Here is an 18,429-nt window from a genome sequence, read left to right on the forward strand (position 1 = left end):
GCCGGGGCAGCACCCGCCAGCGTGGTCAGTGTCGGCAGCGTTGGCGCAGAACGGCAAATCACCAATGTGGCTGCTGGCCAGATCAGCGGCACCAGTACCGATGCCATCAACGGCAGCCAACTGTTCGCCACCAATCAACAGGTCACCGCCAACACCACCAATATCGCCAACAATACAACCGCAATCAACACTCTCAACAGCGGTGGAGGTATCAAGTACTTCCACACTAACTCAACACTGGCCGACTCGTCGGCGACAGGTTCGGATGCCACAGCGGCAGGAGCAAATGCCCAGGCCCTCAATGCCTCGGATATCGCCCTCGGTGCCAACACCACCGCCAGCGGCGGCAACTCCCTGGCAGCCGGTTCGGGGGCAAGTGCCAGCGCAGCCGGTTCTGTGTCGCTGGGTAACGGCTCGCTAGCCAACTCTGCAGATGCAGTAGCCATCGGCACCTCGGCACAGGCTACAGGGGGCAAAGCCGTGTCCATCGGCGCAGGCAATATCGCAACCGGTAACGGCGCCGTGGCCATCGGTGATCCCAACACTGCAACAGGTACCGGCGCAGTCGCCATGGGCGCCGACAACACCGCCAATGGTCAAGGCAGCGTGGCCCTGGGTAATCTCTCCCAGGCCAACGAGGCAGGTTCCATTGCCCTGGGTGATGCGGCCACAGTGGCTGTAGGCGCAACACAAGGGCTGGCTCTGGGCTCCGGCGCAACATCCAGTAACGCCGGTGCCGTTGCTCTCGGCGCCAACAGCACTACTGCCGCAGCAGTCGGCACCAGCGGGGCAACCATCGGCGGTGTCACTTACACTTTTGCCGGTGCCACACCGGGCAGCGTGGTCAGCGTCGGCAGTGTCGGGGCAGAACGGCAAATCACCAATGTGGCTGCTGGTCAGATCAGCGGCACCAGTACCGATGCCATCAACGGCAGCCAACTGTTCGCCACCAATCAACAGGTCACCACAAACACCACTAATATCGCCGGCAATACAACCGCGATCAACAGTTTCAATAGCGGCGCAGGCATCAAGTACTTCCACACCAGTTCAACCCTTGCTGACAGCGCGGCCACAGGCCTGGACAGCATCGCTATCGGTCCTCAAGCACAGGCCAGTGCTGCTCAATCCTTCGCCGCCGGTGCCGGAGCTCTGGCAAGCTCTACGGGTAGCGTGGCACTGGGTAATCTGGCCAGCGTATCGGTAAACGGAGGGGTTGCATTGGGGCAGGGATCGGTATCGGACCGTGCCATCGCACCGGCAAGCGGCGCCATCCCGGCAGGCAGCAGCACCTTAGCCTACGACACGACGGATGCAACATTGTTGGGTGCGCTCTCGCTGGGTTCAGCCGGTCAATATCGTCAACTGATCAATCTGGCGGACGGGACCAGTGCCCAGGATGCCGTGACCCTGCGTCAATTGGGCGGAGCCGTCGGCTCACTCAGTTCCACCGGCAGCATGTTCTTCCACGCCAATTCTGTTAACCCGCAGGACTCATTGGCTATAGGCCAGAACGCCATCGCCGTAGGGCCTGCAACTGTCGTCAATGCTGACAACGGTATAGGGATGGGTAACAACGCCGTGGTCAGCCAGGCGGCAACTGGCGGGATTGCATTGGGCGGTAACAGCCAGGTGTTGATGGCTTCCGGGGTTGCCATCGGTACCCAGGCCCAGGCCCAAGGTGAACAGTCAGTAGCGCTGGGAGCCGGGGCTGTAGCCAGTCATGCATCAAGCGTTGCCCTGGGCTCGGGTTCGATCACTACCGTCGGCGCACAGGCGGGATACACCGCTACGGGCCTGACTACATTGCAAACATCCGTGGGGGAAGTCGGGGTAGGTACTGCGCAGGGCAGTCGCCAGATTACCGGTGTAGCAGCAGGTTCTGCACCCAACGATGCAGTCAATGTCAGCCAGCTTGGCGGTGCCATAACACAGGCCAATCAGTACACCGATACGGCGGTCAACAACATAGGCGGGAATGTCTCACAGGTCCTTAACGACGTCACTAATATCAAGAACGGAACGGAAGGCATGTTCCAGGTCAATAACACCAGTGCATTGCCCACGCCTGCGGCCACAGGTACCGATGCGGTGGCGGGCGGTGCCGGCTCGCAAGCTTCCGGCCACAAAAGCACGGCCATTGGTACCAGTGCCAAGTCCGGCGGGGAGCAAGCAGTCGCGGTGGGCAACGGAGCAACAGCTACAGCTACAAACAGCGTCGCACTGGGTGCTAACTCGACAGCCACTCGCGACAACAGCGTTTCGGTAGGGGCAGCAGGCAGCGAACGGCAGATCACCCATGTCGCGGCAGCAACCCAGGGCACCGATGCGGTGAATTTCGATCAACTCAACAGCATTTCGGCGAACACCACCAACAATGCCAACAACTACACCGACCAACGTTTCTCGCAGCTCAATAGCGACCTGAAGAAACAGGACCGTGTCTTGAGCGCAGGGATCGCCGGGGCCATGGCCATGGCCAGCCTGCCACAGCCTTACGTTGCTGGCGCCAGCATGACAGCTTTGGGCGCTGCCACCTATCGTGGGCAAGGAGCGCTGTCGTTCGGCGTGTCGAGAGTCTCCGATAACGGCCACTGGGTGGCCAAGCTCCAGGCCAGTACCACTACCCAGGGCAATTTTGGGGTCGGTGTCGGTGTGGGCTACCAGTGGTGAGCATGAACTGAAGCAGTTACCAACGACGGTCAACACCCGTCACTGCCGCCCCGGCACGGCTCCATTGGTGCCGGGGCGTTAATCCAAAAAAACAGGGCGAATACCATGTCATTGCTCAAAACAACCGGATGGGTTATCTCATTGGCGCTGATGGCAGGCTGCGACGGCGCTCCACAAATTTTCGCCAACAGGGAGCCGCATGGCGTAATGCTCCCGGCACTGCCAATAATCCAGAGGGCAGTCATGGGGATGGTTCCCATGGTCGAAGGGCAGCGTAACGATGTGATGATGCACCATGTCTGCGCAATGGCTCGCGGTGAAAGTACCGCGCATCAAGTTGCTGAAACCTTGAAAAAACAGGGTGTCGATCTGAGCATAACGCCAGCAAAGGGCGATCCATTATCATTGCTGGTGGATCCGGACATGTCTCACCGGGCGACCGCATGCGCAGCCTACATTGCAACTTCGCCAATGGTGCTGCCAAGAACCAGCGATTTCATGGTTGAAACGGTTAACGAACAAACGCGGGAAAGACACCCGAGAACGATGCATATAGACCCACAAAAACTGAACACCTACCTACGGGTACAATTGGCAATCGCCAAGTCCGATGCAGACGTATTTGCCCTTATTGCAAGTCAATTGGCACAGACCCCAGGCTTGACCCTGGATCAATACAACCAGCGTGCCAAAAGCCTGTTTACAATCATTGCCCCCGGGTACTTGCAGCGGGTCAAGGAGTTATATACCAACGCCAAGAATGATCAGTATACGTTGAAGGAATACTCTGACACCGGTTTCAAGTTTACCTCCAGCAGCGGACATTCATTTGAGTACGACTACAACGGTTTGAACCTGAGCTACAACCATATTCCCTGGTATGGAGCTGGCCAGTTGCTGAGTAAAACCTACTGGCTGGACGTGGCGTACTTTGATCCGGCATTGGTAGCAACGTTAAAAACGTTGCCGGGCACAACCACAGCAGTCAAACCTTGAGCGCATCTGCAACCTTAGTCCTCTGTGGGAGCAAAGTAGCTCCCACAGTTCAGACTAACAACATTACGCCTGTTAGTGCCTGGCCATTTCCTGCAACAGACGACCATCTCCGGCGAAAAACCCCCGTCATTTGCAACCCCACCCGCATCCCCCTCACCTGGCAGGCTGGCAGGCTGATCGCTGGCAAATCTGTGAGGTTCCAGCCGTGGTGTGACTGAGTACCGCGGGCGCACAACGATGTCCTTCTCACCCACCCACACCTCGCGAACATCAATCGCCATGGCGGTGCTCGGCACGCCGGGCAAAGCCAGCAAGTCAAAACCTTTGAACAAGCTCGCCATCTTGGCCACATGGCCTGGCATGAAAGGGGCATCGCGCTCTGACTGCCAGGCGAGCCCCGAGGGTGCTCGTTGCAACCGTTAAAAACACGCCATTGCTGAAAAAACGCAACCCGCAGAAAAGACATTGTGTTGTTTCGAAAACAAATGTTATGTTGCTAACAGAAGGCGAGAAAATGACACGCCGATAACAATCACATGCTTGGCGTGCTCCTATGTCCCCGGAAAAGAACAGTTTTCTTCAGTTGCTGGAACATGAGTTCTCCAACCTGACCCCCACCGGCAAGCGCATCGCCAGTTACTTGCTGGGCAATCCGCAGCAGTTGCCGTTCGAGTCTGCCGACAGCATTGCCCAGCAGGCCAGCACCAGCGGCATTTCCGTAGGCCGGTTCTTGCGCTCGCTGGGTTATCAGAACCTCGATGAGGTCAAGCAGAGCCTGCGCGGTGACGCACCCGGCTCCTGGCTGATCACCGACCGCATCGGCGCCTTTCGCGCCGAAAACACCAACGACGATGCCCTCGAACGCTCCATGCACCGCGAAGTCGAGGCCATCCAGCAGGTTTACAGCCTGGCGCGCAGCGACGCTTTTGCCGGTATCGTGCAGCGCATTCATCAAGCCGATGCGGTGTTTATCCTCGGCATCCAGTCCACCCGCGGGATTCTCACCGCGTTTCACAGCCACCTCGAATACATCCGCCCCAAGGTCTATTACGTTGACGGCCTTTCCGGCATCTATGCCGAAACCCTGAACTCCGGCTTTGCCAACCCCTACGCGATCATTGCCGATTTTCGCGCCTATTCCAGCGTCACCCAGACCTTCTGTGACGCCGCTATCGACAACGATTTACCGCTGGCCCTGATCACCGATCTGCAGTGCCCCTGGGCCCGTGACTACCCGACCCTGGATCTGTTGCAGATCAAGACCGATGTTGGCCAGTTCTGGGATTCACCGGCCCCCCTGGCGTGCCTGCTTAACCTGTTGGTGTCGGCCGTCGCGGAAAAATACGGCGAGCATCTGGATGCACGCCTGGCCAAAAACCGTCAGTTGCAAAAAGCTTTCGGCCAGTTCGAAGGCTGAGCCCCTCGCCCAAAACAAAACAGCACTGGAGTGTTTGTGTGAACCAAAGCGTTGCAAGCCCGAGCCCGCTCGTTGATATCGATGCCGAGCAGTACCAGGTACAGATCGAGATGATCTATGCCACCGCCGACAACCTGGCCGGCAAAGTGATCTACCCCAACGCCCGCTGCCAGCTGCATCGCGATGCCGCCCAGTGCTTGCGCAAGGCCGTCGAGCTGGCCAGCCTGGCGGGTTTTACCCTGCGTATCTATGACGCCTACCGACCGCCCTATGCACAGTTTTTGTTATGGGAAGCCCTGCCCAATGGCGACTACGTGCGCGACCCGCACCTGGGCTCCCATCACAGCCGCGGCGTCGCCGTGGACCTGACCCTGGTGGACAGCGACGGCCAGCCGCTGGACATGGGCACCGCCTTTGACGCGATGCAAGACCAGTCCCATCAGTTCTACCCCGACCTGCCGGTCAACGTGCAGCGCAATCGCCTGCTGCTGCTGGGCATCATGCTGATCGCCGGGTTCCACGCAATTGCCACTGAGTGGTGGCATTACGAGTTGCCCAACGCCGACGACTACCCCCTGATCAACGAATGATACGGCCCACGAAACCACAGAGTTTCGAGGCCAGCGCCACTGTTTGAAGACAACAAGAAAACGCTGCACACCTGCTTGACCTGCTACTGCCCGGTTATAGATTCCAAAAATAAACCTACTTCCAGACATCAAATGTTGAAGGAAACCGGCATGACCCTCACTGATACCGTGACCCGCACCACCGCTTCACGTACCCGCTCACTGCTGCCTGGCCTGCTCTGCGCCGCCCTGAGCCTAGGGGCCTGGCAAGCCGCAACCGCGGCCACCGCTCAGGACACGCTGATTATCGGCAAGCCTGCCGACCCGCAGACCCTGGACCCGGCCGTGACCTTCGACAACAACGACTGGACCATCACCTACCCGTCGTACCAGCGACTGGTGGGCTACAAGACCGACGGCGAAAAAAGCAGCACCGAAGTCCAGGGTGACCTGGCCGAGAGCTGGACTGTGTCGCCGGACAACCTGGTCTGGGAGTTCAAGCTCAAAACCGGCAACAAGTTCGATGACGGCACCGAAGTCGACGCCAACGCCGTCAAGTTTTCCTTCGATCGCCTGATGACCCTCAAGCAAGGGCCGTCGGGTGCATTCCCGGAAGACATGGTGGTCGCAGTAGTTGATCCGCAAACCGTCCGCTTTACCCTCAAAACCCCGTTCGCACCGTTCCTGTTTACCCTGGCCCACAATGGCGCGTCCATCGTCAACCCGCTGGTGGCCAACAAGGGCGCTGAAGCCAACGCCTGGCTCTCCAGCCATACCGCAGGCTCGGGCCCATACCGCCTGGCCAGCTGGCAGAAAGGCCAGTCCCTGACCATGGAACCCAACCCCCACTACGCCGGGGCCAAGCCGGCGTTGAAAACCGTGGTACTGAAAATCATCGCCGAGCCTTCGGTACGCCGCCTGCAACTGGAGCGCGGTGACCTGGACATCATCGAAGACATGCCTGAAGACCAGCTCGGTTCACTGGCCAGCAAACCAGGCGTGGTGGTCAAGGAATACCCGTCGCTGCGGGTCACCTACCTGTACCTGAACAACAAGCAGGGCCCGTTGACCAACGTCGATGCGCGCCGGGCCATCACCGAGGCCGTGGACTACAACGGTATCGTCAAGGGTATTCTCAAGGGCAAGGCCGAATTGCTCAACGGGCCGATCCCGGACGGCATGTGGGCCTACGACAGCTCGCTGCCCGCCATGAAACAGGACATGCAGGCCGCCGCCGAGAGCCTGGTCAAAGTGCCGAAGAAAATCACCAACCTGAGCTACATGTACTCGGACAAGGACGCCAACTGGGAACCGATCGGCCTGACCCTGCAAGCCGCGCTGATGCCCCTGGGCATCAACCTCAAGCTGGAAAAGACCGCCAACGCCACCCTGCGCGAACGTGTCGGCCAGGCCGACTATGACATCGCCGTCGGCACCTGGAGCCCGGACTTCGCCGACCCCTACATGTTCATGAACTTCTGGTTCGACTCAAAAATGCAGGGTCTGCAGGGCAACCGCTCGTTCTACAGCAACCCCCAGGTCGACACCCTTATCCGTGAAGCGGCAACCACCAGCGACACGGGCAAGCGCACCGAGCTGTACCAGCAGGCGCAAAAACAAGTGCTCGCCGACAGCGCTTACGTTTACCTCTTTCAAAAGAGCTACACCCTGCCAATGCGTGATTCAGTCAAAGGCTATGTGTTCAATCCCATGCTTGAGCAAGTGTTCAACCTGGGCAGCATGAGCAAGTAAAGCTGCTGCTGCGTGCGCGCCGGCAATGGCGCGCACGGTTGTGGATTTCTGTCGTTAGAGTGACTGAGGTGCCCTATGGCCTTCCTGACGTTGTTGCGCAAGCGCCTGCTTGGCCTGTTACTGGTCGTGTTCGGTGTCTCGCTGATTACCTTTACCATTTCCCACCTGATTCCCGGCGACCCTGCCCGGCTGATCGCCGGTGACCGGGCCAGCGATGCGCTGGTGGCCGGCATCCGTCATCAACTGGGCCTGGATTTGCCGCTGTACCAGCAATACGGCCGTTACGTGCTCGACCTGGTGCAGGGCGACCTGGGCACCTCGATCCGCACCAATCGTCCGGTGCTGGAAGACTTGCAGGCGTTCTTCCCGGCCACCCTGGAACTGGCACTGGTGGCGCTGTTTCTGGCCATCCTGGTCGGCGTGCCGCTGGGTGTGCTGTCGGCGGTCTATCACAATCGTGCCATTGACCAGATCGCCCGCACACTGGCCGTGACCGGCATCTCGACCCCGGCGTTCTGGTTGGGCCTGGGCGCCATCGTGCTGTTTTACGGCCACCTCGGCTGGCTGCCTGGCGGCGGGCGTTTGTCCGAAGGTCTGACGCCACCGTCGACAATTACCGGCTTCTACCTGATTGACGCATTACTGGCGGGTAACTTCAGCCTGTTTGTCGATGCACTCAAGCACCTGATCCTGCCTGCAGCCACCCTGGGCTTTGTGACCCTTGGGGTTATCTCGAGGCAAATTCGTTCTGCCATGCTCGACCAGCTGGGCGAGGACTATATCCGCACCGCCCGCGCCTATGGCTTGTCGAAATGGACCGTGATCCTGCGCCACGCCTTGCCCAACGCACTGATCCCTTCGGTCACGGTGCTCGGGCTGACCCTCGGCGACCTGCTCTACGGTGCAGTCCTGACCGAAACAGTATTTGCCTGGCCGGGCATGGGTGCCTATGTGGTCAAGTCGATCCAGTCCCTGGATTTCCCGGCGGTGATGGGCTTCGCCATTCTGGTGTCGTTTATCTATGTACTGCTGAACATGGCCATCGATCTGCTGTACCGCGTGATCGACCCGCGCATCGGCGAGGTGAATTGAAATGTCCGTGCCTTTGACCGCAATACCGCGCCCGCAATGGCGTGAAAAATTCACTTACCTGACCTGGCAGATCCGCCGCAGCCCGCTGACCATGGCAGGCCTGCTGATCACCCTGATGGTGGTGATGTGCATGATTTTCGCCCCCTGGCTGGCCAGCCATGACCCCAATGCCCTGAACCTTGCCGAGCGCCTGGCGCCGCCTTCCGCCGAGCACTGGTTCGGCACTGATGAAGTGGGCCGCGACCTGTTCAGCCGGGTACTGTACGGCAGCCAGCAATCGGTGGGTGTCGGTCTGTTCGTGGCCTTTGCCTCATGCTTTATCGGCGGCCTGCTGGGCTGTTTTTCCGGTGTAATAGGCGGACGCTTCGATGCCCTTACCATGCGCCTGATGGACATCATGCTGTCGGTGCCGTCGCTGGTGTTGATAATGGCCCTGGCCGCCGCACTGGGCGCCAGCCTGTTCAACGCCATGCTGGCCATCACCCTGGTGCGGATTCCGTCCTATGTTCGCCTGGCCCGCGGCCAGGCCCTTGGCATTCGCCAGATGGGCTACGTGAAAGCCGCCGAAACCTTCGGTGCCCAACGCTGGCACATGGTCCACTGGCATGTGGCGCGCAACGCCATGCCACCCTTGCTGGTGCAACTGAGCTTGGACATCGGTAGCGCCATTCTCATGGCTTCGGCCCTGGGCTTTATCGGCCTGGGCGCGCAACAGCCCACGGCGGAATGGGGCGCGATGGTCGCCACGGGGCGCAATTACATCCTCGACAACTGGTGGTACTCGACCTTTCCGGGGCTGGCGATCCTGATCACCGCCACCGGTTTCAACTTGCTGGGCGATGGCGTGCGCGATCTGCTCGATCCGCGGCAACAGGGGAAATGACCATGACTCACTCGCAACCGGTACTGGCCATCGACAACCTGAGCCTTGAGTTCCCGGCCTACAAGAGCAGCGTCAAGGCGTTGAACGGCGTGTCGCTGCACGTCAACCCCGGCGAGATTGTCGGTGTGGTCGGCGAGTCCGGCTCGGGCAAATCGGTGACCGCCATGCTGAGCATGCGCTTGCTGCCCGAGCGCAGCTATCGCATCACCTCCGGCAGCCTGAGCATGCTCAACCGCGACATGCTCAGCGCCCCTGAAAAGGACCTGCTGAAAATTCGTGGCCGCGATGCGGCGATGATCTTCCAGGAGCCCATGACCGCCCTGAACCCGACCCGCCGCATCGGCCGGCAAATGCTCGATGTCATCATCCACCACCAGAAAATCAGTGCTGCCGCGGCCCATGCCAAGGCTGTCGCCCTGCTGCGCGACATGCATATCGCCAGCCCCGAGCAGGTGCTGGAAAGCTACCCCTTCGAGCTGTCGGGGGGCATGCGCCAGCGGGTGATGATTGCCCTGGCTTTCTCTTGTGAGCCACAACTGCTGATCGCCGACGAACCCACCACTGCGCTGGATGTGACCGTGCAACGCCAGGTGCTGCTGTTGCTGCGCGAAAAGGCCCGACAAAAAGGCACCGCCATTCTCCTGATTACCCATGACATGGCGCTGGTGTCACAGTTCTGCGACCGGGTCTACGTGATGTACACCGGCGCGGTGGTGGAACAGGGGCTCACCGCCGATGTCATGAGCCACCCGCAACACCCTTACACCCGTGGCCTGCTCAGCGGCCTGCCGGAGATGGTCGAGCCGGGGCAACCGCTGCTGACCATCCCCGGGCAAGTACCCAACCTGGCACGCCTGCCCACCGGCTGCACGTTCGCCGAACGCTGCGTGCATGCCATGCCGGTGTGCGGTGAACGCCCGGTGCTCACCGCCATCAACCGTGACGAACAACGCAAAACCGCGTGCTGGTTGCCGCAACAGGAGCTTTCGCAATGAACAGCGCACTGATCTACCCCGTCAAGCAGAGCGGCCCCGAGATTCTGAAACTTGCCGATGTGCGCGTGCGCTTCCCTGTCAGCAACGACTGGCTGGGACGTCCCCGGGGCTATGCCCACGCACTCAATGGCATCGACTTGCAGGTACGGGCCGGTGAAACCCTGGGCATCGTCGGCGAGTCGGGTTGCGGTAAAAGCACCCTGGCACAATTGCTCATGGGCCTGCTCAAACCCAGCAGCGGCGAACTGAGCTGGGCCAACGGCAGCAAGGGCGAAGGCAGCAGCAACGTGCAGATCGTGTTCCAGGACCCGCAATCGTCGCTCAACCCGCGCCTGCCGATCTGGCGCATCATCACCGAACCGCTGTACGCCCGCGGCATGCGCTCGCGCGAACAAATGCGCAGCATTGCCGCCAAAGTGGCGGCTCAAGTGGGCATTCGTCCGGAATATCTGGACCGTTTCGCCCACCAGTTTTCCGGCGGGCAACGTCAGCGCATCGCAATTGCCCGGGCACTGTCATCAGACCCGGACATTATCGTTCTCGATGAGCCAACATCTGCACTGGATATCTCGGTGCAGGCGCAAATCCTCAACCTGCTGGCCGAACTGCAGCAGGCGCGCAACCTCACCTACATACTGATTTCCCATAACGTATCGGTGGTACGCCATATGGCCGACCGCGTGGCGGTGATGTATCTGGGGCAAATCGTCGAACTGGGCAACGCCGCCCAGGTGCTCGATCAACCGCTCCATCCCTATACGCGCCTGTTGTTTGAAGCGGTACCGCGCCTGGGTGTGCCCTTGCTGGCCGAGCAGGTAGCGGCGCCCACCGAACTGCCGGGCAACCGCAAACTGCCCGAAGGCTGTTTCTTTCTCGAGCGTTGCAGCGCCAGCCGTGAAGGCTGCAAGCAACCACAGGTGATGCGCGGCGGCGAGCACCAGCGGGTGCGGTGTCACGTTATGGGCTGAAAGCGCTTTGCGGGCAGGCTCGCCGAACCGGCATGGATGCCGGTAGCGCCGGATATAGACCCGGTATCCGGCTTGGCCACAACTCAAACCAGCCGTTGTATCTGCTTATGCCGCCACACGAGTCGGTAATAAGCCGTCTGTAGCACCAGCATGGCCACATAGGTCACCGGGAACGCCATCCATACGCCTTGCAGGCCAAAGTGCGCATCCAGCATATAAGCCGCTGGCAGCTCGATGCACAGCACGCAAAAAATCGTGATCGCCATCGGCACCAGCACCACGCCACTGGCCCGCATGATCCCGCCGATCACTGCCTGGAAGCCAAACACCAGCACGCTCCACAGCATGATATGCAGCAAGTGCTCAGCCCGTACCCGCGCCTCGACATCGGTGATGAACAGGCCCAGCAACCAGTGCGACAGCACATAACCGAGCACCACCAGGGCACCGGTCAGGCACAGATTGATCAGCAAACCAGTGCGCAGGATCGGCCCGATACGCTCGATGCGTCCGGCACCAATGGCCTGGGCCCCGAGGATCGAGGCGGTAATGGCAATCGACAGCGCCGGAAACTGCACATAATTGACGATCTGGGTCACTGCGCCATAGGCCGCCGTAGCCTGGGAGCCGTGACTGTTGACCAGCGCCAGAATCACCAGTTCGGACAGCGACAGCACCACCATCTGCACCCCGGTTGGCAAGCCGATGCGCAGCACCTTGCCCAGGATCTCGCGGTTCAGGCGCAGCGCGGCCCACAGTTCACGGTCAGGCGCCATCACATGTTTTTTATGACGCAAGCGCAGGACCAAAAACAGCATGGCCAGTACGTTACCCACCAGCCCTGCATAGGCCGCACTTTGAATGCCCAAAGTTGGCAAACCGCCCCAGCCCAGGATCAGCGCAGGGGTCAGCAGCAACCCCACCACCGTGGAGACCATCAGCGCCAGCAACGGCGAAACCGTATCGCTGACCCCACGCAAAATCTGGGTAAAGAGGATAAAGACCAGCAGCAACGGCATGATCAGCATCATCACCCGGGCATAGCCGACGGCCTCTTCCAGCACGTCAACCGGGGTGCCCAACGCCAGCAGGGCCGGGCGCGCCAGCAGGCTGCCCAGCACCGCGGCAACCAGGCCGATCACCGCGCCAAGGGTCAGGGTTGCCCCGGTGATCTGCTTGACCAGTGCGGTTTCCCGCGCGCCCCAGGCCTGTCCGATCAGCACCGAGGCACCGGCGCCCAGACCGATGACCAGGGCGATAAAGAAAAACACGATGGGAAACATCCCCGACACCGCAGCCAAGGCCTGGGTGCCCAGCAACTGGCCAACGTAAATCCCGTTGAGGGTGCCGGAAAAGCTCTGCAGGAAATTGGACAGGACCATCGGCGCCAGGAAGATCAGGTAGATCTGCCATAGCGGCCGTTGTGAAGGGGTTTGCATGGAAAGTGAGTCCCGGAAAATAACGACGTGGGGTTATACCGCATATGTAACTTAATATTGAAGCCAATCCGCCCTCCTCCAAAGCCCCGGGCAATGGCCTTAGATCTGACTTTTCTAACAGCTGGCTGAACATGAAGAAATATTAAGAAACGTTTCAGCTTTTTCGAGGCAAAATGTGCTCACCGATAAAAAAGACCATCAGGTGGCGGTATGACCCGTATTTTGACCATTGAAGACGATGCCGTAACGGCGAAAGAAATCGTGGCGGAACTGACCAGCCACGGCCTGGAGGTCGATTGGGTCGCCAATGGCCGTGAAGGTCTGGTGCGCGCAGTCAGTGGCGACTACGACCTGATCACCCTCGACCGCATGCTTCCCGAACTGGACGGCCTGGCGATTGTCACCACCTTGCGCACCATTGGCGTGAGCACACCGATCCTGATGATCAGCGCCCTTTCCGATGTCGATGAGCGCGTGCGCGGCCTGCGGGCCGGGGGCGATGACTACCTGACCAAACCCTTTGCCAGCGATGAGATGGCGGCCCGCGTGGAAGTACTGCTGCGGCGCAAAAGCCCGGCCGACAAATACGAAACCTCGCTGCGCGTCTCCGACCTGGAGCTCAACCTGATTACCCGCGAAGCCAGCCGCAGCGAACAACAACTGAGCCTGCTGCCCACCGAGTACAAGTTGCTGGAATTCCTGATGCGCAACACCGGGCAGATCCTCTCGCGCATGATGATTTTCGAGGAAGTCTGGGGCTATCACTTCGACCCGGGCACCAACCTGATCGATGTGCACATCGGTCGTCTGCGCAAAAAAATCGATCCGCCGGGCCAGGTGCCTCTGATTCGCACTGTTCGAGGCTCGGGTTATGTCATTGCCGAACCCCTCTAAGGGCTGGCGTTCTTCCAGCAGCCGGCTGCTGGCGCTGTACAGTTTTCTGTTTGTGGCCTGGAGCTGCATCCTGATGGGAGTGCTGTATTACGAAGTCTCGGACTACCTGGGCAACCTGGCCAGACACTCCCTGATGCAGCGCCAACACCTGTTTGCTCGCTTTGAGGGTGAGCAACTCGACGAAGCGCTGGCCACCAGCATGACGTTCGATTTGCGTACAGTGGATGCCTATGGCCTGTTCGATGCGCAACACAGGCCGTTGAGCGGCCCGATCCAGACCATCCCTGCCGGGTTGCCACTGGACGGGCAGATCCATGCCTTGAGCACCTGCATTGACTCCGACGACCCCAATCTACCGCAAGACAGCTGCGATGCCGTAGCCACGCACACCAATGACGGGCGCTGGCTGGTGCTGGTGCGCGATAACGGCTCATTGTTTGCCGTAACGCGGATTATTCTGCATGCGCTGTTCTGGGGTGTGTCGCTGACCATCATCCCCGGTATTGCCGGCTGGCATTTGTTGCGCCGCCGCCCGCTGCAGCGCATCCGGTCGATTCAGGCCAGTGCCGAAGCAATTGTCGCAGGCGACCTGACCTACCGTCTGCCGCTGTCCAACCGCCGTGACGAACTGGACATGCTGGCCGCCATCGTCAACGCCATGCTCGATCGCATCGAACTGCTGATGCACGAGGTCAAGGGTGTGTGCGACAACATTGCCCACGATTTGCGCACCCCGCTCACCCGCTTGCGCGCCCAGCTGTACCGGATGCGCCAGCAAGCCGTCGAGGGCTCGGCCGAGGCGTTGCAGCTGGACGAAGTGATCGGCGAAACCGACACCCTGATGGCACGCTTTCGCGGTTTGTTGCGCATCTCGGAACTGGAAGATCATCAGCGTCGTTCCGGTTTCCTGCAACTCGACCCGTTGCCTCTGTTGCAGGAGCTGTACGATTTTTACCTGCCGCTGGCTGAAGAGGGTCAGGTGACGTTGACGCTCGAAACGCCAGCGGCCTTGCCTGCCCTCACGGGCGATCGGGCCTTGTTGTTCGAAGCCCTGTCCAACCTGCTGAGCAATTCGATCAAGTTCACCCCGCCCGGCGGTGAGGTGATCCTGCGGGCGACCGACGACAATGGCAGCCCGCTCATCGAAGTGCTCGATACCGGCCCCGGCATCCCCGAGGCCGAACGGGTGGCGGTGTTCCAGCGCTTTTACCGGGTTGATGACAAGCACAGCGGCTTTGGCCTTGGCCTGTCCATCGTCGCCGCCATCGTCAACCTGCACGGCTTCAGCCTGGAGGTGAACAACCGCGAGAGCGGCGGCGCCCGGCTGACCCTGCATTGTCGCCAGAGCCTGATCAATCCCGGCTGACCGCGTTGCCTTTAATCGCGGGCAAGCCCGCTCCCACATGGACGATGCAGATCCTGTGGGAGCGGGCTTGCCCGCGATTGGGGGGCACCACGGTGCTCCCGCAAAAACAATCCTCTGGCTCGATAGACACAACTTGGCACACTTTTTTCTTGTTATTTGCCGTTCGCAGTTTTTTCTCTGGAATCACAGCTTCCAGGGGGTGTAACCGCACCAGTTGCGAACAAGGGCGGTATAGCCGTCCATATTCAGTGCAAAGACCGACCAAAAGTCGCGTCAATGACCCGCTGTCATAAGGAATAACAACGATGTCTGATGTGTGCACGCCAACCCTCTCCCTGCATTCCCCCTATTTTTGTGCCTTGCGCCTGCGCGGCCAGAACGCCTGTCCAGGCACTGACACTTAGTCTGCCCAGCCTCTGAAGCCCCGCCTTGTGCATACGGGCGACGGATAGCCACCTCCTGTTTTTCTGCGTACCCCCTGCTTGGCCGCCCTTTAAGCAAGTGCGGCAGAAGCGGCTCTTTTGGCATTGTTTACAAGACAGGTATGTCATGTCCGAATTTGACGCTATAACCGTTCCTCCCAATCGGCCGTGGGCCCTGGTATGGCATTACATCCGCCTGTATCCGCGCTGGTATTGGGGTATTACGCTGCTGCAAGTCGGCGCGGCGATGGCTGCCACGTTGATGCCCTACGCCATTGGCCGCATCACCGGCGCGGTCAGTGAAGGCGCCTGGCAACAAGGCGACCTGTTGCAGGCCAGCCTGCCCGCCCTGGGCCTGCTGTTCGCCCTGGCAGTGGTGCAATTGCTCTGTGCCAGGGGTGCCACGCTGTGCATGATCATGGTCAGGCCCCTGCAGAAAATTCGTATCGTGCGCGACATGTTTGCCTATCTGCAGCGTCACTCGGCCCGTTATTTCGGTGAACACTTTGCCGGTAGCCTGGCCCACCGGATCAATGAAGGCACCATCGGCCTGCTGGAAATCACCTGGCTGCTGATCGTGGAAATGCTGCCGATTGTCGCGGTGCTGGTCACCAGCCTGGTCATGCTGACCCTGGCTTCGCCCTGGTTGGGCCTGGGCCTGCTGGTCTGGGTAGCGGCGTACACCTGGCTGGCGTATCGGTTGTCGCTCAAGGCACAAAAACTCGCCGCCAGGCATGCCAGCGCGCGCAGCCTGACCACCGGCAAGATTGTCGATGCGGTGGGCAACCTCAACAGCATCCGTCTGTTCGCCCGTCAGGATTACGAACTCAACTACCTGAAACGCTACCAGATCGAGGAAAAACAGGCCGGACAACGCTCCTTCTTCTATCAGGAAAAGGTCCGCATGCTGCAGGACAGCCTGGCCATTGTGTTGCGGGTGGGGCTGGTGGCCCTGGCGCTGTACTTGTGGCATCTGGGCAAGATCGATGTGGGCCAGTTTGTCATGGTGGCCACCCTGGGCCTGATGATCGTGGCGCAATGCAGCTTTTTGAGCATGCAGTTCATGCATTTTTTCGAGTGCATCGGCAATATCGAGAGCAGTATCGATACCCTGCTGCAACCCCATGAAATGCCCGATCAGCACAGCGCCCAACCCGTCAATATCGAGAAAGGCGCCATCCGCTTTCGCGATGTCAACTTCGGCTATAGCCCCGACAGGCCGATCTTCAAGCACTTCAACCTGGATATTCGGGCCGGGCAACGGGTGGGTATTGTCGGTTTGTCCGGCTCGGGCAAATCAACGTTGCTAAGTTTGCTGTTGCGTTCGTACGATCCCCAGGGTGGCAAAATTGAAGTGGACGGCATCGATATACAGGCCATGACCCAGCAGTCGCTGCACACCCATATCGGCTTGATCCCCCAGGAGCCCGGACTGTTTCATCGATCCTTGCGCGAGAATATCGGCTATGGCGATGTGCATGCCGGTGACGCACAAATTATCCTGGCCGCCAAGCGCGCCCATGCCCATGAGTTCATTCTGCAAATGCCCGAAGGGTATGACGCCCTGGTCGGTGAGCGCGGGGTCAAGTTGTCCGGTGGTCAGCGCCAGCGTATCGCTATTGCCCGGGCACTGTTAAAGAACGCGCCCATCCTGATACTGGACGAAGCCACCGCCAGTCTTGATTCAGAAACCGAAAGTCTGATTCAGAACAGCCTCGACGACATCATGTCGGACAAAACCGTACTGGTAGTAGCTCATCGCCTTTCAACTATCGCCCATCTCGATCGCATTGTTGTATTGGACAAAGGGCAGATTGCCGAAGATGGCACTCACCACCAACTACTGGAACGTAAAGGCCTGTACTACCGACTTTGGCAACATCAGTCCGATGGATTGTTGAGTGAACAAGATGAACTGAAAGATGACTTGCCAGTCACGGAAAAAGCGTAACAGCCCCTCCCCCCATATTATTCAGTTGCTTTTCCGCAACACTAACTGCCTGGTACGTTTTACGTTATTACTTGATGATAGTTGCCTATAAGCACCTGCCCACCGACATTCGGCTGGCCGGTGCTTTTTTATTTGCCATCGGTAACATCGAGGGGGTGCGCTCCCTGATGGCACACACTTCCCAGCCTGCCAGCCATAGGACCAGACAACTGCACTGTTAGTTGGCAGTCACTGTTCACGTTGGTGCACTCTTTTATTACACCCGCCTGCGATTGCCTGATTGTCAGACAATAGCGCCGTATCATTCATTCAACTAAGCCCCTTACTTTGTGCGACGCCTTAGTTCATGCCCCGTCATTATCCCTTGCACTATTACTCTGGATGAAACCTGTCACACCCATATTAAATAAACCGCCATCACCCTACATTTCCTGCGCTGTTGGCATAGCTGTTGCCTTACCTAACTTAACGGAACTTTACAAACCTCCAGACACCGTACCTCTTGATTCAACACAAGGAATACACATGACATTCTTGCCCTCCCGCTTTTGACACACCGTAATAAGTGTTTTCCTGCACTTATTACACAACCGTTAAACAAACAGTTCTCGTCCCTGCGTGCAAGGGCGAACGGAGCCTTATTGCCCTTCATTTAGTCGAGGGACTTTTATGAGTGACGAGGTAAAGAATAAAACGCGGTCTGCCCCGCTGCTCGACGCCGAACGAGTACAGCAGTGGACCCATATTCCCCATGTAGCCAACACCTCGACACCCGCAGGCCTGGTTACATCGCGGGCGTTGTTGCTGGTGGGCCTGGTTGCCCTGCTGCACGCAGGCGCCTGGTGGGTCATGCAGCAGGCCAAGGCCGAGCCCGTGGTCACGCCGCCCGAAATTCCGGAAATGACCGTCGAACTGACCAGCCCGGCACCACCGGCGCCACCCGTGGAAGAGCCGCCACCACCGCCGCCCGAACCCGAACCGCCGGTTGAGGATGAAGACGCGGTCAAGGAGC

The 18,429-nt window shown here is 59.5% G+C and carries 13 protein-coding genes and 1 pseudogene; 13 read left to right on the forward strand and 1 reads right to left on the reverse strand.

The window, feature by feature from the left end; translation table 11 throughout:
* From GHO03_RS25765 to GHO03_RS19980, 9 genes are all read left to right on the forward strand, one after another.
* On the forward strand, window positions 1-2,673 hold a 2,673-nt coding region (locus tag GHO03_RS25765; protein ID WP_153400396.1), incomplete at its 5' end, for a YadA family autotransporter adhesin.
* A gap of 105 nt (window positions 2,674-2,778) precedes the next feature.
* Complete coding sequence (locus GHO03_RS19945) at window positions 2,779-3,669, forward strand: hypothetical protein (RefSeq protein WP_153400397.1); 891 nt, start codon at window positions 2,779-2,781, stop codon at window positions 3,667-3,669.
* A 553-nt stretch (window positions 3,670-4,222) separates the two neighbouring features.
* Window positions 4,223-5,086 (forward strand): MurR/RpiR family transcriptional regulator, encoded by an 864-nt coding sequence (locus GHO03_RS19950; protein ID WP_153400398.1) that lies wholly within the window; start codon window positions 4,223-4,225, stop codon window positions 5,084-5,086.
* Between the two features lie 38 nt (window positions 5,087-5,124).
* A complete protein-coding gene (ddpX, locus tag GHO03_RS19955) occupies window positions 5,125-5,676 on the forward strand; it encodes a D-alanyl-D-alanine dipeptidase (protein WP_095002831.1) in 552 nt (183 codons plus the stop codon).
* 150 nt (window positions 5,677-5,826) lie between these two features.
* Window positions 5,827-7,407, forward strand: coding sequence for an ABC transporter substrate-binding protein (locus GHO03_RS19960; protein WP_153381193.1), 1,581 nt, complete (start codon window positions 5,827-5,829; stop codon window positions 7,405-7,407).
* Window positions 7,408-7,482: 75 nt separating this feature from the next.
* Window positions 7,483-8,499, forward strand: a complete 1,017-nt coding sequence (locus tag GHO03_RS19965; protein ID WP_095002833.1) for an ABC transporter permease — start codon at window positions 7,483-7,485, stop codon at window positions 8,497-8,499.
* A gap of 1 nt (window position 8,500) precedes the next feature.
* Window positions 8,501-9,382, forward strand: coding sequence for a D,D-dipeptide ABC transporter permease (gene ddpC, locus GHO03_RS19970; protein ID WP_153381191.1), 882 nt, complete (start codon window positions 8,501-8,503; stop codon window positions 9,380-9,382).
* Between the two features lie 2 nt (window positions 9,383-9,384).
* Window positions 9,385-10,377, forward strand: a complete 993-nt coding sequence (locus tag GHO03_RS19975; RefSeq protein WP_095002835.1) for an ABC transporter ATP-binding protein — start codon at window positions 9,385-9,387, stop codon at window positions 10,375-10,377.
* Window positions 10,374-11,345: an ABC transporter ATP-binding protein gene (locus tag GHO03_RS19980; RefSeq protein ID WP_153381189.1), complete on the forward strand. Its 972-nt coding sequence runs from the start codon at window positions 10,374-10,376 to the stop codon at window positions 11,343-11,345. The genes GHO03_RS19975 and GHO03_RS19980 overlap by 4 nt, the downstream gene beginning before the upstream one ends.
* A gap of 83 nt (window positions 11,346-11,428) precedes the next feature.
* Here GHO03_RS19980 and GHO03_RS19985 read toward each other — a convergent pair whose 3' ends face one another.
* A complete protein-coding gene (locus GHO03_RS19985) occupies window positions 11,429-12,784 on the reverse strand; it encodes an MATE family efflux transporter (RefSeq protein ID WP_095023736.1) in 1,356 nt (451 codons plus the stop codon).
* 210 nt (window positions 12,785-12,994) lie between these two features.
* Between GHO03_RS19985 and GHO03_RS19990 the strand changes: the two genes are divergently transcribed.
* The 4 genes and pseudogenes from GHO03_RS19990 to GHO03_RS20005 all read left to right on the forward strand — a co-directional run.
* Complete coding sequence (locus GHO03_RS19990; protein ID WP_016780653.1) at window positions 12,995-13,678, forward strand: response regulator transcription factor; 684 nt, start codon at window positions 12,995-12,997, stop codon at window positions 13,676-13,678.
* Complete coding sequence (locus GHO03_RS19995; RefSeq protein ID WP_153381187.1) at window positions 13,656-15,044, forward strand: HAMP domain-containing sensor histidine kinase; 1,389 nt, start codon at window positions 13,656-13,658, stop codon at window positions 15,042-15,044. Before GHO03_RS19990 ends, GHO03_RS19995 begins: the two co-directional genes overlap by 23 nt.
* 549 nt (window positions 15,045-15,593) lie before the next feature.
* Entirely contained in the window at window positions 15,594-17,417 is a 1,824-nt protein-coding gene (locus GHO03_RS20000; protein ID WP_150628155.1) for an ABC transporter ATP-binding protein, read from the forward strand.
* Window positions 17,418-18,086: 669 nt separating this feature from the next.
* Window positions 18,087-18,429 (forward strand): annotated as a pseudogene (locus tag GHO03_RS20005) (energy transducer TonB); the annotation flags it as partial.

Origin of the sequence: Pseudomonas sp. FSL R10-1339 (assembly GCF_009600545.1) — a bacterium.
Taxonomy (GTDB): Bacteria; Pseudomonadota; Gammaproteobacteria; order Pseudomonadales; family Pseudomonadaceae; genus Aquipseudomonas; species Aquipseudomonas bubulae.

Bases quoted from the DNA above. Each gene is read 5' to 3' on its own strand.
- GHO03_RS19945 (WP_153400397.1), top strand. From the start codon at position 2,779: ATGTCATTGCTCAAAACAACCGGATGGGTTATCTCATTGGCGCTGATG.
- GHO03_RS19950 (WP_153400398.1), top strand. From the start codon at position 4,223: ATGTCCCCGGAAAAGAACAGTTTTCTTCAGTTGCTGGAACATGAGTTC.
- GHO03_RS19960 (WP_153381193.1), top strand. From the start codon at position 5,827: ATGACCCTCACTGATACCGTGACCCGCACCACCGCTTCACGTACCCGC.
- GHO03_RS19965 (WP_095002833.1), top strand. From the start codon at position 7,483: ATGGCCTTCCTGACGTTGTTGCGCAAGCGCCTGCTTGGCCTGTTACTG.
- ddpC (WP_153381191.1), top strand. From the start codon at position 8,501: ATGTCCGTGCCTTTGACCGCAATACCGCGCCCGCAATGGCGTGAAAAA.
- GHO03_RS19975 (WP_095002835.1), top strand. From the start codon at position 9,385: ATGACTCACTCGCAACCGGTACTGGCCATCGACAACCTGAGCCTTGAG.
- GHO03_RS19980 (WP_153381189.1), top strand. From the start codon at position 10,374: ATGAACAGCGCACTGATCTACCCCGTCAAGCAGAGCGGCCCCGAGATT.
- GHO03_RS19985 (WP_095023736.1), bottom strand. From the start codon at position 12,784: ATGCAAACCCCTTCACAACGGCCGCTATGGCAGATCTACCTGATCTTC.
- GHO03_RS19990 (WP_016780653.1), top strand. From the start codon at position 12,995: ATGACCCGTATTTTGACCATTGAAGACGATGCCGTAACGGCGAAAGAA.
- GHO03_RS19995 (WP_153381187.1), top strand. From the start codon at position 13,656: ATGTCATTGCCGAACCCCTCTAAGGGCTGGCGTTCTTCCAGCAGCCGG.
- GHO03_RS20000 (WP_150628155.1), top strand. From the start codon at position 15,594: ATGTCCGAATTTGACGCTATAACCGTTCCTCCCAATCGGCCGTGGGCC.